Origin of the sequence: Selenomonas sp. oral taxon 920, from assembly GCF_001717585.1 — a bacterium.
In the GTDB taxonomy this organism is placed as follows: Bacteria; Bacillota; Negativicutes; order Selenomonadales; family Selenomonadaceae; genus Centipeda.
This window is the reverse complement of sequence record NZ_CP017042.1, coordinates 2,144,687-2,159,369: the sequence shown is the minus strand read 5'-3', so window position 1 is coordinate 2,159,369 and position 14,683 is coordinate 2,144,687. Positions and strand designations below refer to the sequence as shown.

Annotated in this window: 9 protein-coding genes and 1 riboswitch; of the genes, 8 read left to right on the top strand and 1 reads right to left on the bottom strand. The window is 58.7% G+C overall.

The features are described from left to right. The first annotated feature begins 84 nt into the window (after positions 1-84). Positions 85-201 (top strand): hypothetical protein, encoded by a 117-nt coding sequence (locus tag BCS37_RS12290; RefSeq protein WP_335678276.1) that lies wholly within the window; start codon positions 85-87, stop codon positions 199-201. A 72-nt stretch (positions 202-273) separates the two neighbouring features. Here the strand turns inward: BCS37_RS12290 and BCS37_RS10285 are convergent, their stop codons facing one another. Continuing rightward, positions 274-1,017: a hypothetical protein gene (locus BCS37_RS10285; RefSeq protein ID WP_069181344.1), complete on the bottom strand. Its 744-nt coding sequence runs from the start codon at positions 1,015-1,017 to the stop codon at positions 274-276. A 180-nt stretch (positions 1,018-1,197) separates the two neighbouring features. Next, positions 1,198-1,353, top strand: a riboswitch (molybdenum cofactor riboswitch). A gap of 84 nt (positions 1,354-1,437) precedes the next feature. Between BCS37_RS10285 and BCS37_RS10280 the strand changes: the two genes are divergently transcribed. The 7 genes from BCS37_RS10280 (at position 1,438) to rpoC (ending at position 14,520) form a co-directional block, all read left to right on the top strand. Beyond that, the gene (locus BCS37_RS10280) at positions 1,438-2,442 is read left to right on the top strand and encodes a FecCD family ABC transporter permease (protein ID WP_069181343.1); all 1,005 of its coding nucleotides are present in this window, start codon (positions 1,438-1,440) and stop codon (positions 2,440-2,442) included. Beyond that, a complete protein-coding gene (locus BCS37_RS10275; RefSeq protein ID WP_069181342.1) occupies positions 2,442-3,227 on the top strand; it encodes an ABC transporter ATP-binding protein in 786 nt (261 codons plus the stop codon). The genes BCS37_RS10280 and BCS37_RS10275 overlap by 1 nt, the downstream gene beginning before the upstream one ends. A gap of 382 nt (positions 3,228-3,609) precedes the next feature. Then, positions 3,610-4,665 carry an ABC transporter substrate-binding protein gene (locus tag BCS37_RS10270; protein WP_069181341.1) on the top strand — a complete coding sequence of 352 codons (1,056 nt, stop codon included), beginning with the start codon at positions 3,610-3,612 and terminating at the stop codon, positions 4,663-4,665. A gap of 104 nt (positions 4,666-4,769) precedes the next feature. Then, the gene (locus BCS37_RS12285) at positions 4,770-4,946 is read left to right on the top strand and encodes a hypothetical protein (RefSeq protein ID WP_237142707.1); all 177 of its coding nucleotides are present in this window, start codon (positions 4,770-4,772) and stop codon (positions 4,944-4,946) included. 88 nt (positions 4,947-5,034) lie between these two features. Then, positions 5,035-6,435, top strand: coding sequence for a hypothetical protein (locus tag BCS37_RS10265; RefSeq protein WP_069181340.1), 1,401 nt, complete (start codon positions 5,035-5,037; stop codon positions 6,433-6,435). Between the two features lie 292 nt (positions 6,436-6,727). Further along, positions 6,728-10,468, top strand: coding sequence for a DNA-directed RNA polymerase subunit beta (gene rpoB, locus BCS37_RS10260; protein WP_069181339.1), 3,741 nt, complete (start codon positions 6,728-6,730; stop codon positions 10,466-10,468). 50 nt (positions 10,469-10,518) lie between these two features. Beyond that, positions 10,519-14,520 carry a DNA-directed RNA polymerase subunit beta' gene (gene rpoC / locus BCS37_RS10255; protein ID WP_173862619.1) on the top strand — a complete coding sequence of 1,334 codons (4,002 nt, stop codon included), beginning with the start codon at positions 10,519-10,521 and terminating at the stop codon, positions 14,518-14,520. Positions 14,521-14,683 lie beyond the last annotated feature (163 nt).

Sequence of the window (14,683 nt, the reverse complement as noted above, 5' to 3'; positions counted from 1 at the left end):
TGATAAGAGGATGGTCAAGCGTTCAATCAGCTCATCAAGGATATTGTGTGAAATCCATTCGATGGAATCGGAAAACCCGAACCATTGAAAGAGAATTTGACGAGCTTTTGGAGCCGACACATTGACGAGGAGCATTGGCTTGCCGATCTGATCGAAGGTTATGCAATTCTGATTTTTGCCTGTTGGGGGCATTACAATTAGCCTTGACAACGATATTAAAAGACGAGGAACTCCTGCAAAACGCAAGAGTTCCTCGTCTTTTGTGTGCGCCGTTTAGTCCTTATTATCGTTCGGGGTAATGTCGATGGGTGCATCCTCGAGCACCTGCTGCTCCTCCTCGGGCTTGCGCTTGCGGAGAATGAAGAATGCGCCTGCGCCGATGAGGACGATGACGAGGATGACGGTGCCGATGATTGCCGTCTTGTTCCAGAGGCGGAACGCGACCTCGATCTTCGACGACTCACCCGTCACGAGCGTCTTGCCGAGGTTCCATGTAAGCTGCTTGCCGTCGTTCTCCGAGCGGTCGGCGTTCGAGCTTGTGGGCACAACGGGCAGTGTCATCTGATAGGTGAACGTGATATTGCTCGCGAATGCGCCTGCGCCGCCGCCGTTCTGGCTGCCCTCAAAGAGCAGGTCAAAGTTGTAGTCCGTGTAGAACAGGCTCTTGTTCGCGGTGATGCCCGTGTTCTTGCCCTCGTTCGCCTTGAAGAAGTCATTTTCCGAGAGCTTGTCGATCGTTGCGTAGTGCTCCGTGATTTCGTAGCCCGCCATATTCTCCTTCGTCACGGGCGTAACCTGCGCGTCCGGATTCTTCGCCGTCGTCGCCGCCTTGCTCTGCTCGACAATCTCGGCGAGCATGGGCACGCTGACGAGCGTCGTCTTCAGATCGGCACTGCCGTCCTCGTTGATGACGACGTTCACGTCGCCGCTGAAACAGCCGCTTGTGAGCGCGAGTACGCCCAGCATCGCAGCCGCGAGAACTGTGCGCATCGTGCGTGTGCATCGTGTCAGAAACATAAGATACCTCCTCAATTACTGTCAACAAATCCACTGCCATTCTAACATGAGCGCATCGAATTTTGCAAGATGACGATTGGCACAAAGTTTTTGTCATGATGGATGAACTGGTTGGGGTAAAGGGCAGAATCTATTTTTTCTTGTTCAAACGTCAATCTCATGCTATGCTCATAAAAAATACATATTTATGTTTTTCGAGCCGCCGTACCTGTGGCGTATGCTATGGTGCGTCGGCCTGATCGCGGAATCCCGCAGATCACGGGGGAAGGTATGGAAACGTCCTTCCCTGCCCGCAGACTTCTGTCTGCATTGCAAAGGAAAACCGGCATGGGGAGGACTGCGCTCTTTTTGTGCGCTGTAATTGCTCACCGGATTTTTTCGGTGGGCATTTTTATTGGGAAAATTCGGGAAAGGGGTTTTATGGGGCAATATGCACGTATGATGGCGGCGGGCAGTGTACTCGCCGTGCTGTTTTTCGTCCTCTCACTTTCGGTGGGACGGTTCTATGTCCCGTTCGATCAGGTGGCAGCAATTCTTGCATCGAATTTTATTGAACTTCCGATCACGTGGGATGCGTCGATGTATAACGTCGTCATGGTGATCCGTCTGCCGCGCGTGCTCGGCGGCATCCTCGTGGGAGTTGCGCTCGCGGTATCGGGTGCGGCGTATCAGGGTGTCTTCCGCAACGATCTCGTCTCGCCCGATCTGCTCGGTGTCTCGCAGGGCGCGAGCGTGGGCGCGTGCCTTGCGATTCTCGTGCATCTGACGCTCGGCGGGACGGCGGTCGCGGCATTCCTCGGCGGTATCGCGGCAGTTACAATGACACTCATGCTGCCAAAGCTCGTGCAGAGCCGCTCGCGCATTGTGCTTGTCCTCTGCGGCATCATTGTATCGGGTTTTATGGCGGCGGTGATCGGGCTGCTCAAATACCTCGCCGACCCCGATACGGAGCTGGCGGATATTGTCTACTGGCAGCTCGGCAGCCTTGCAAAGGTCTCGTGGGACAATCTGCTCTACGTCACGCCGATCATCGTCTTCACGCTTGCGGGGCTGCTTGCGATGCGCTGGCGCATGAATGTGCTTTCGCTCTCGGATCAGGAGGCGGCGAGCTTCGGCGTGAATGTGCAGCGCGAGCGTCTTGCCGTGATCGCGCTCGCAACCCTGCTGACAGCATCGGCGGTGTGCCTGAGCGGAACGATCGGCTGGATCGGGCTCATCCTGCCGCATCTGGCGCGGATGCTCGTCGGCGGCAACCACGCGCATCTCCTGCCCGCAACGGCGGTACTCGCCGCGTCCTTCCTGATGCTCGCCGATCTCCTCGCGCGTACGCTGACCTCTGCGGAGGTTCCGCTCGGGATTCTCTGCGGCTTTGTCGGCACACCGTTCTTTGCGTGGATTCTCTATCGCCAGCGGAGGTATTTCTGATGGAGCGCGCAATGCTTTGGCTCGACGACGGTTCATTCCGCTACCGCACGGACGCGCCGTACATCTTCGAGCATATCTCGTTCTCAATCAAGGGCGGCGAGGTGCTCGCGCTCCTCGGGCGCAACGGTGTCGGCAAGTCCACGCTCCTCGCGTGCCTGATGGGATTTCAGGAGCTGACGCAGGGACGCATCTATACGAACGGGCAGAACATCTATGCGATGTCGCCGCGTGAGCGCGCGCGGGAGATCGCGTTCGTGCCGCAGATCATCAGCGCGGAGAGCTCGTTTACGGTGCGTGACTATGTGTCCTTCGGCGCGACGGTGCGCACGGGGATGTTCTCCGCGCCGAGCAGGGCGGACTATGCGCAGACGGATGCGATTCTCGAGGAGCTCGGCATTGCGCACATTCGCGACCGCCAGTGCAGGGAGCTCAGCGGCGGGCAGCGGCAGCTGGTCGCCATCGGGCGCGCACTGCTTCAAAATACGAGGCTGATCCTTATGGACGAGCCGACGGCGGCACTCGACGTGCGCAATCAGGTGCTCGTCCTGCAGACAATCGACAGTCTGCGTGCAAAGGGCTACGGTGTGGTCTTTACAACGCATCTGCCCGAGCAGGCACTGCTGCTGAACAGCCGCGTCGCGCTCTGTTTCGGCACGCATATGGATTTTTACGAATCCGTGGACGAGGTGCGGGCATCGCATCTGGAGGAGCTGTACGGGACGAAGCTGAGCCTTTTCCACAGCAACAATGTGCAGCGTACGGTCTGTGTGATTCCAACACTATAGGGAGATTGCAGTTGTTGTATTTGGCAGTGTAGTGTTGTAACCGTGCAGTGCTCCAAAGCGAACCCTAGTGGAGCAAGTGAGTAAATACTGACCTGTCCAAGAAGCAAGTCCGCAGGACGCAGCTGATTGGGTAACAGGTCGCATGGGAAAACGTCCCAAGAACACAAGCGACAGCGCAGTGCGATTGGATGACGTTGACCGCTCGGGCGACTCGCCCCCGGCGTACTTCTTTCGTTCAAGCGAAGCGCGTTTAAGAAGTGCGCCGGTATTTAGGCGAACGAGCACGCGATCACTTGCGCAACTAAGCGTTCGCGTGGAGCACGCACGGCAAAACGATACACTGCTTCAAGATATATTTGTTTTTTAGGAAAGGATGTATGCAATGAAGAAAAATCTCATCGCGCTGCTGGCTCTCATCATGGTGCTTGCAGCACTCGTGGGCTGCGGGACGGAGAACGCCGCGCAGGGTAAGCAGGAAAGGACGCGCACGGTCACGGACATTGACGGCACGGAGGTCACGATCCCGGCAAACATCGAGCGCATCGCCGACCTCTGGCACGCGAACAATCAGGTCGTGCTGCTCCTCGGCGGCGCGGATAAGCTCGTCACGACAACGAAGAACGTGCAGGGGCTCCCGTGGTTCGCGCAGGTCTATCCGCGCATTGCGGAGATCTCCGCACCCGTCAAGGGCACGGATGTGAACTGGGAAGAGGTCGAGAAGGAGAAGCCGCAGGTCGTGCTTGCGAGCAGTAAGGAACAGATCGAGACGGCACGCAAGAACGGCTATACGGCGGTGCGTGTCAACTTTGCGACCTATGACGGGCTGCGCAAGGTAGTGAAGATCACGGGCGATGTGCTCGGCGGCGATGCTGTGAAGAACGCGGAGACGTACCTCTCCTACCTCGACGAGAAGACGAAGTTTACGGATGAGCGCACGAAGAAGCTCAGCGATGCCGACCGCCCCGTCGTGCTCCACATCGTCGGCGGCGACGACCTCTTCAAGGTGGACGGCGTGGATACGATCATCGACGAGTGGATTCGCTACGGCGGCGGGCGTAACGCGATCACAGCGAAGGGACCACAGATCAAGACAACCATCGAGGAAGTCCTCAAGGCGGATCCGGATATCATCATCATCGGCGGTACGCAGTCCGCAAAGGGCATCGAGGCAATCAAGAACGATCCGCAGTGGTCGAGCATCAAGGCGGTCAAAAACGGGCGCATCTATGCGAACCCCGTCGGCACGTTCAACTGGGATCGCTACAGTGCCGAGTCCGCGCTGCAGCTTCTCTGGGCGGCACAGACGATCCAGCCGAAGCTCTTTGCCGATGTCGATCTCGTGAAGGAGACGGTGGACTTCTACAAGCGTTTCCTCCACTATGATCTGAGCGAGGCAGATGCACAGCGCGTCATCAAGGGCGAAGCGCCTGCGAAGTAATTGTTTCATTGCTTGTCGGCACTGCAGCAGAACTCCCTGCGTCGGTGTAGCAATATATTTTAGGACAGAGGGGAATCCCCGCAGGGAAAGGACTGTTTTATCCAATGAAGAAGAATCTTGTCGCGGCTCTCGCCGCAGCTCTCACGATCGGCGCGGCATCGACCACGTTTGCGGCGGCGGAGGTCATCGACGAGGCGGGCATGAGCGCACTCTACGGACTGCCCGTTCACATCGGGCAGATCGGCACGAGAACGGTCTGCGTCGGCGGGGATATTGCGTGAAAAATTTCCGATAAAGCAGGAAAAACGCGGGGGGGGGAGAATAACTAATCATCGTTATTATTTTGGAAGCGGCAAAGGAGTGCTGACTATGACAATGCGGGTGAATGGAGGAGCGCCGTCTGCATACGCGGCGGCAAAGACGACGAACGCAAACACGGCACAGAAAAACGATGTGGCACAGACGGAGCGCGTGGAGGCGCCCGCCTACCGTGTCGAGATCAGTGCTCGCGGACGCGATGAGAGCGACGGCGAATACATCGCGCGTCTGATGAGCAGCACCAAGCGCTACGACGGCGAGATCAAGGCAGGCTCGATGGAGGAGTTCTACACATCGTGGCGTGCGAAGCAGAAAGAGTTGACGGAGCGCGCGGCGGAGAAGAACAGCGCTGTTCTCATATTGCCTGAGCCATATTCGGACGAGTTGTATTGGAAGGGCGATCAGATACTCGGCATCAACATCTACGCCGAGCACTGGACAGAGAAAAAGGGTGTAGAGAATCCTCTGTATGCGGAGGCGGACGAACACTTTGAGTCGTATCGAAATGTCCTCGACAAAGTGCGTGCGGGCGGTGCATCTGCGTTCCGGCAGTACAATCTGAAGTTCGCGGGGATGGCGGCGCTTGCAAACAACGCCTATGCAGATGAGGAACTTGGGAAGCGTATTGCACGTGGACATACGACGGTGGAGGAGTACACGCGGGCAAAATCGTACGCAAATGAGCTCCAAAACCGTGCGGGTGTCTTTGTTGCAGTCGATTTTAGTTCGCCGTCGACGAGGTTTGCCGCGCGGATTCGTTACGAGTATAATGGTTCACTTGCGAACATCGGTGTCAAGGAACTGGATTTCATGGCGCGCCATAAGGAAGCGGGTGACGTGTGGGTCAAGGCAGCACAGGGCGCGTACAAGAACCATGCGGAGATTACAGCGGCGCTCAAGGACGCAGGACTGGATGATACAGCCACGGCCTATCAGGAATTTGTCGGCGGCTTGACCCGCCGTCACTATTCTTTGGATGAGGCGATGAGAGCGAACTTCTCTTATGCACATGGCGAACTCTGGGAGGCGGCAACGAACGATGCGGACGGCTATGACCGCTTGCAGCATTCCATGCGCGACAATGATAACGCTTCGATTCGCTATACGCAGGGAGAGATGAGCCGCGCACTTTCGGACGGCGCGGATGAAATCAAGTTCCTTCACCGTCTCAGCCGTCAGCGCGATCCTCTTCACCTCATCCAGACGGCGGATGGTCGCTGGGTAAAGGCGAATGAAGCACAGCAGAGCGACAAGAGTGCACGCCGCCATGACAACCCGCTCGATCAGGAACTGGCGAACCTGCACAAACAGCTTGCCGAGGTGAAGAAGTCCGCGATGAGTGACGATCAGAAACAGCCGCTCATCACCTCCATCCAGAACCGCATCAATACCATCCTTGCACAGCGCCTCTCGGAACTGACGGCAGAGAGCAAGAAGAACAAATATGTGTGAGCGATGTGCTCCTTTGAACCGCATGGCAAAGTCATGCGGTTTTTGAGCGAAAAAATTCATACGATGAAAAATTTTTCTTGACACGGGTATTGTCAATGTAGTATTATACAATGACCTATTTAATTAAAAATGGGGTTTTGTGCGCCTTTTTTCGTGGAGGGTCAGCCTTCACGGCTCGTGTTAGAAAGGATCATGGAGCAAGGTATTCGGATGGTTGCCTTGTTCTTTTTGTGTCTTTTTATTCCGATGCACAAACTTCATACGATAATCCAGCGAAAGGGTGACAGCGTTCATGTTCAATCCTGTGTCGGTCGGCCGTCGAACCCGCTACAGCTACGCGCGCATTAAGGAAGTTATGGAGATGCCGCATCTCCTCGACATTCAGCGCACGAGTTACCAGTGGTTTTTGGAGGTGGGGCTCGCGGAGATCTTCCGCGATATCTCGCCTATTCAGGATTTTTCGGGAAATCTCATCCTTTCCTTTGAATCGTTTGCGCTCGGCGAGCCGAAGTACGATCTCGACGAGTGCAAGGAGCGCGATGTCACGTATGCCGCACCTCTGCGCGTGAACGTGCGTCTTGTGAACCGCGAGACGGGCGAGATCAAGGAGCAGGAGGTCTTCATGGGGGATTTCCCGCTCATGACGGACACGGGAACCTTCATTATAAACGGTGCGGAGCGTGTCATTGTCAGCCAGCTCGTTCGCTCGCCCGGCACCTACTATGGGGTCGAGATCGACACGACGGGCAAGGAGCTCTACAACGCGACGATGATTCCGAACCGCGGTGCATGGATTGAGCTCGAGACGGATGCGAACGACATTGTGTCCGTGCGTATCGACCGCACGCGCAAGATGCCCGTGACCTACCTCATCCGTGCACTTGGCTACGAGACGGATGATGAAATTCGGGCTCTTTTCGGCGACGATCCGCGCATGCGTGCGACGATTGAACGCGATACGGACGAGGTCAAGACGCGCGGCAAGGCGGTCATTGAGATCTACCGCCGTCTGCGCCCGGGCGAGCCCGCGAACGAGGACAATGCGCGGCAGCTGCTCGAAGTGCTCTTCTTCGACCCGCGCCGCTACGATCTGGCGACGGTCGGCCGCTACAAACTGACAAAGAAACTCGGCTGGCGCCGCCGTCTGCTCGGCAAGGTGCTTGCAAGTCCTGTCGTTGATAAGGAAACGGGCGAGATCGTCTTCCCGCAGGGCGAGCCGATTACGCAGGAGATGGTGGATGCCGTAAGCGCAGAGCGTGAGACGGCACTCTTCGGCGAGGGGGAACTCGTCGCCTTTGACGTGCAGAAGGGTAACGGTGAGATTCACCGCATGCTCTGTGCACCGACACGGGATTATCAGTTCCGTACGGTGACACGCGAGGATGTCATGGCGGCGATCAGCTATCTGCTCGGCCTCATGGACGGCTTCGGCAATACGGATGATATCGATCACCTCGGCAACCGCCGCGTGCGTGCGGTCGGAGAGCTGCTGCAGAACCAGTTCCGCATCGGCCTTTCACGGATGGAGCGCGTCGTGCGTGAGCGCATGTCGATCCAGGAGACGGAGAGCATCACACCGCAGGGGCTCATCAACATTCGTCCTGTGGTGGCTGCGGTGAAGGAGTTCTTCGGCTCTTCACAGCTCTCGCAGTTCATGGATCAGCACAATCCGCTCTCGGAGCTCACACATAAGCGCCGCCTCTCGGCGCTCGGCCCCGGCGGCCTCTCGCGCGAGCGCGCGGGCTTCGAGGTGCGCGACGTGCACAACTCGCACTATGGACGTATGTGTCCGGTCGAGTCGCCGGAAGGTCCGAACATCGGACTCATCGGCTCGCTCGCAAACTATGCGCGCGTGAACCAGTTCGGCTTTATGGAGACCCCGTACCGCCGCGTGGACAAGGAGAACCGCCGCGTGACGGAGGATGTGCGCTACCTGACGGCGGACGAGGAGGACGAGCTCATCATCGCACAGGCGAACGAGCCGCTCGATGAGCATGAGTTCTTTGTCAATGAGCGCGTTACGGCCCGTTTTCACGAGGAGACGGGGCTGCATCCGCGCGATCGCGTGGACTACATGGACGTGTCGCCGCGTCAGGTGTTTTCGATCGCGACGGCGATGATCCCGTTCCTCGAGAACGACGATGCGAACCGCGCACTTATGGGCGCGAACATGCAGCGTCAGGCGGTTCCTCTGCTCAAGACGCAGGCGCCTCTGGTCGGCACGGGCATGGAGTACAAGGCCGCGTGCGATTCGGGCGTCATGGTGCTCGCCAAGCACAGCGGTGAGGTTACGGAAGTCTCGGCAGATGCGATCACCGTCCGTACGGATGAGGGAGCATTTGACAACTATAAATTGCAGAAATTTGTCCGCTCGAACCAGGCGACGTGCATCAATCAGAAGCCGCTCGTCTACGTGGGTGACCGCGTGGCGGAGGGGCAGCCCATCGCGGACGGTCCGTCGACGGACAACGGCGAGCTTGCTCTCGGCTACAACATCATTGTTGCCTATATGCCGTGGGAGGGCTACAACTACGAGGACGCGATTCTCCTGAGCGAGAACCTCGTCAAGCGCGACCTCTACACCTCGATCCACATTGAGGAATACGAGTGTGACGCGCGCGACACGAAGCTCGGCCCCGAGGAGATTACGCGCGATATTCCGAATGTCGCGGAGGATGCGCTGAAAGACCTCGACGAGGAGGGCATCGTGTCCATCGGCGCGGATGTGCGCCCCGGCGACATCCTTGTCGGCAAGGTTACGCCGAAGGGCGAGACGGAGCTGACGGCGGAGGAGCGGCTCCTGCGGGCGATCTTCGGTGAGAAGGCCCGCGAGGTGCGCGATACCTCGCTGCGTGTGCCGCACGGCGAGGCGGGCAAGATCATCGATGTGAAGATCTTTACCCGTGAGAACAACGATGAACTGCCGCCGGGCGTGAATCGACTCGTACGCGTCTACATTGCGCAGAAGCGCAAGATCTCGGTCGGTGACAAGATGTCCGGCCGTCACGGCAACAAGGGTGTCGTCTCACGCATCATGCGTCAGGAGGACATGCCGTTCCTGCCGGACGGCACGCCTGTCGATATCGTGCTGAACCCGCTCGGCGTTCCGTCGCGCATGAACATCGGGCAGGTGCTCGAGACGCATCTCGGCATGGCGTGCCGCGTGCTCGGACAGCGCATCAAGGAGGGCGACCCGACGGTGGAGGGCGATCTTCGGACGGCGGGCTATGATTTTGATAAAAATGGGATGCCCATCCCTGACGTGGCCGGCATCCACATTGCGACCCCCGTCTTTGACGGTGCGGGCGACGACGATGTATTTGGGACGATCCGCGCAGCGGGGCTGCCCGACGACGGCAAGACGGTGCTCTACGACGGGCGCACGGGCGAGCCGTTTGAGAACCGCGTCACAGTCGGCTGCGTCTATATGCTGAAACTGCACCATCTGGTCGACGACAAGATTCACGCGCGCTCCACAGGCCCGTATTCGCTCGTCACGCAGCAGCCGCTCGGCGGCAAGGCGCAGTTCGGCGGACAGCGTTTCGGCGAGATGGAGGTCTGGGCACTCGAAGCATACGGTGCGGCATACACGCTGCAGGAGATCCTGACGGTGAAGTCCGACGATGTGGTCGGACGCGTCAAGGCGTATGAGTCCATCGTCAAGGGGGACAACATTCCCGAGCCGGGCGTTCCCGAGTCCTTTAAGGTGCTCATCAAGGAACTGCAGGCGATCGGCCTCGATATCAAGGTGCTCAACGAGGACGCGAAGGAAATCGCGATCCGCGATGAGGAGGATGAGGATATCGGGGAGAAGGCACGCTCGCTCGACCTCGATGTCGAGGGTGTCGATGAGAGCGGAACGCCGCCCCCGCCGCCCGCAGGCACCTACGATGAGGATGAGGCGGCGGAGGATACACCGGACGATGAGGATCTCATCGCACATATTGATACAGACGAAGATATTTCAGACGCAATGGATGCCGACGGCATTGATGATATGGATGCGCCGCATGAGGATGACCTTGACGTCTGATGATAGGAAGGGAGTGACATCTGTTGCTGGATGTAAACAATTTTGACTCAATGCGGATTGGACTCGCTTCCCCCGACAAGATTCGTGAGTGGTCGCACGGCGAGGTAAAGAAGCCCGAGACCATCAACTACCGTACGCTCAAGCCCGAGCGCGACGGTCTCTTTTGCGAGCGGATCTTCGGACCGACGCGCGACTGGGAGTGCCACTGCGGCAAGTACAAGCGCATCCGCTACAAGGGCGTTGTCTGCGACCGCTGCGGCGTCGAGGTGACGCGTGCGAAGGTGCGCCGTGAGCGCATGGGGCATATCGAGCTTGCCGCGCCCGTCTCGCATATCTGGTATTTCAAGGGCATTCCGAGCCGTATGGGACTCATCCTCGATGTGTCTCCGCGTTCGCTCGAAAAAGTCCTCTATTTTGCCTACTACATTGTCATTGATCCGGGCGAGACCGATCTCAAGAAAAAGGAACTGCTCTCCGAGCGCGAGTATCACGATGCGCTTGAGAAGTACGGCAATACGTTCCGTGTCGGCATGGGGGCGGAGGCGATCAAGGAACTGCTCGAAGAACTCGATCTTGAGCAGATGAGCGAGCAGCTTCGAAACGACGTGCGTACGACCTCCGGACAGAAGAAGGTACGTGCGATCCGTCGCCTCGAAGTGGTCGAGGCATTCCGCAAGTCCGGCAACCGCCCCGCGTGGATGATTATGGATGTCGTTCCTGTCATCCCGCCCGATCTGCGCCCGATGGTGCAGCTCGACGGCGGGCGCTTTGCGACCTCCGACCTCAACGATCTCTACCGCCGCGTCATTAACCGCAACAACCGCCTGCGCCGTCTGCTCGACCTCGGTGCGCCCGACATCATCGTGCGCAACGAGAAGCGTATGCTGCAGGAGGCGGTCGATGCGCTCATCGACAACGGCCGCCGCGGCCGCCCCGTCACGGGACCCGGCAACCGCGCGCTGAAATCCCTCTCGGATATGCTGAAGGGCAAGCAGGGACGATTCCGTCAGAACCTGCTCGGCAAGCGTGTCGACTATTCGGGACGCTCCGTTATCGTCGTCGGCCCTGAGCTGAAGCTGCATCAGTGCGGCTTGCCGAAGGAGATGGCGCTCGAACTCTTCAAGCCGTTTGTCATGAAAAAACTGCAGGCGGACGGCGCGGCGCACAACATCAAGTCGGCAAAGCGCATGGTGGAGCGTGCGCGTCCCGAGGTCTGGGACGTGCTTGAGGATGTCATTAAGGAACATCCCGTGCTGCTCAACCGCGCACCGACGCTGCACCGCCTCGGCATTCAGGCATTCGAGCCTGTGCTGACCGAGGGACGCGCGCTGAAGCTGCATCCGCTCGCATGTACGGCGTACAACGCGGACTTTGACGGTGACCAGATGGCGATCCATCTGCCGCTCTCTGCCGAGGCGCAGACCGAAGCCCGTGTGCTCATGCTCGCGGCGAATCACATCCTCGCGCCGAAGGACGGCAAGCCCATCATTGTCCCCTCGCAGGATATGGTGCTCGGTTCGTACTACCTCACGAAGCTCAAACCCGGTGCTGTCGGCGAGGGCAAGGTCTTTACAGGCATTGCGGAAGCGCTTCTCGCCTATCAGGAGAAGGTACTCGATCTGCAGGCAGAGATCCGCGTGCAGGTCGCGGGCTACGGACTTGTCCGCAGCTCCCTCGGCCGACTGATTTTCAGCGAGATCCTGCCCGAGGAGCTCCGTCATTACCGACAGGATGCGGAGACGGGCGAGTGGAGCCTCGGCGTCCTCATGAACAAGAAGGAGCTCGGCAGACTCGTCGCAAACTGCTACGATCACTTCGGCGCGACCAAGACCGCCGAGGTTATCGACAATGTGAAAAATCTCGGCTACCACTACGCCTGCATCGCGGGCATGACGGTCGCTGTCTCCGATGTCATCGTACCGCCAAAGAAGAAGGAGATCATCGCGGATACGCAGGGGCAGGTCAACAAGGTTGAGCGCCAGTTTGCCCGCGGTCTGATCACCGAGGACGAGCGATATAAGAAGGTTGTTCAGCTGTGGACGAAGGCGACGGACGATGTCGCGGACGCAATGATGGACAACATGGATCCGTTCAATCCGATCTTTATGATGGCGGACTCCGGTGCGCGCGGCAACAAGCAGCAGATGCGCCAGCTCGCGGGCATGCGCGGACTTATGGCAGACCCGTCCGGCAAGATCATCGACCTGCCGATTACGGCGAACTTCCGTGAGGGCCTTACGGTTTCCGATTACTTCATCTCCTCCCACGGTGCGCGCAAGGGCCTTGCAGATACGGCACTCCGTACGGCAGACTCGGGCTACCTGACGCGCCGTCTTGTCGACGTGGCACAGGATGTCATTGTCCGCGAGGAGGACTGTGATGTCTCCGCAATCAATCTCCTGCAGGTGCGCGCGCGGCTCGCAGAGTCTGCATTTGATGCACTCGAACTCCTTGTGGAGAGCCTGATGGGGCGGCTCCTCGCTGCGGCGATCTACGATCCCGAGACGAAGGACGTGCTCTATCCGCAGGATACCGTCCTCGACGACGAGGTGCTCGAGACCATCGGCGAGCGCGACATCCGAGAGATCATGGTGCGCGGCTCCTCTGTGAGTGTCGAGGGTGCCGTCAGCAACGCAATGATTACGGAGAGCATTACGCTCGGCGAACCGGATGCGAAAAAGCGCAAGAAGGCACGCACGGCGATAATCCGTGAACTCAGCGGCAAAGAGGTTGTGCGTGATGCCGCCCTTGACGACGGCACGATTCTCGCCGCCGAAGGAGCGATGCTCACGGACAAGATGGTGGAAGCCATCATCGACTCGGAGCTGCATGAGCTTCACATCCGCAACAACAACGTGCGCGGCATCGAGGTCGAGGCAATCACCGAGGGTACGGGTGTCATTGAGTCGCTTGCCGACCGCATTGTCGGACGCGTGCTCGCCGAGGACATTGTGGACGAGGCGACGGGTGAGACCATCGCCCATATCAATGACCCTGTGGACGAGGCTCTCGCGAAGCGGATCGAGGGCGTGCGCAAGCGCGTTTCCATTCGCAGCGTGCTGACCTGCAAGTCGCAGTTCGGTGTCTGCATGAAGTGCTACGGGCGCGACCTTGCCAACCAGGCGGAGGTCGAGATCGGCGAGGCAGTCGGCATCATCGCCGCACAGTCGATCGGCGAGCCGGGCACACAGCTCACGATGCGTACGTTCCACTCGGGCGGTGTTGCGGGCGATGATATCACGCAGGGTCTGCCGCGCGTCGAGGAGCTCTTCGAAGCACGCAAACCCAAGCACAACGCGATCATTGCGGAGAACGAGGGTGTCGCCCGCATCGACGATACAGGCAAGGGCATGCGCACGGTCACGATTACGCCCGAGGGCGGCGTGCCGCGCGAGTATTCCGTACCGTTTGGCGCCCGCATGGCGGTGCGTGACGGGATGGAGCTGAAGGTCGGTGACAAGATCACCGAGGGCTCTGTGAACCCGCACGACATCCTGCGCGTCTGCGGCCTGCAGGCGACTCAGCGTTATCTCGTCTACGAGGTGCAGAAGGTCTACAAGTCGCAGGGCGTTGAAATCAACGACAAACACATCGAGGTCATGGTGCGGCAGATGCTGCACAAGGTCAAGATCGAAGAAGCCGGCACGACGGATTTCCTGCCGGGTGAATACATCGAGATCAACACGTTTGAGGCGGCGAATACCAAGGCGATCGAGGAGGACGGCGAGCCCGCAGTGGCAAAGCCCATCCTGCTCGGCATCACAAAGGCATCGCTCGCGACGGATTCCTTCCTCTCGGCGGCATCCTTCCAGGAGACCACGCGCGTCCTCACCGACGCTGCGATCAAGGGGAAGATCGATCCGCTCGTGGGGCTCAAGGAGAATGTCATCATCGGCAAGCTTATCCCTGCCGGAACGGGTATGACCCGCTACCGCAACCTTGACATCATCGACAATGCACCGCAGATCGTTGAGGAGATCGAGGAGGAAGAGATTGTCGAGGAAGTGCACGAAGAGGTCGACCTCTCGCGCCTCGAGCAGCTGACAAACTGAGTGGTTGCAATTTGATTGTGGAAGTGTTAGACTTTGTCTAGAAACAACGACATGGTGCGTTTCTGAGTCAACACGAAAAACCGGCAGGTGCGACTGCCGGTTTTTCTATGCCTGTTTTTTGCAGGGGGGCTTAACTCCCTAGGTTGGCTGCCTACTCATTGCC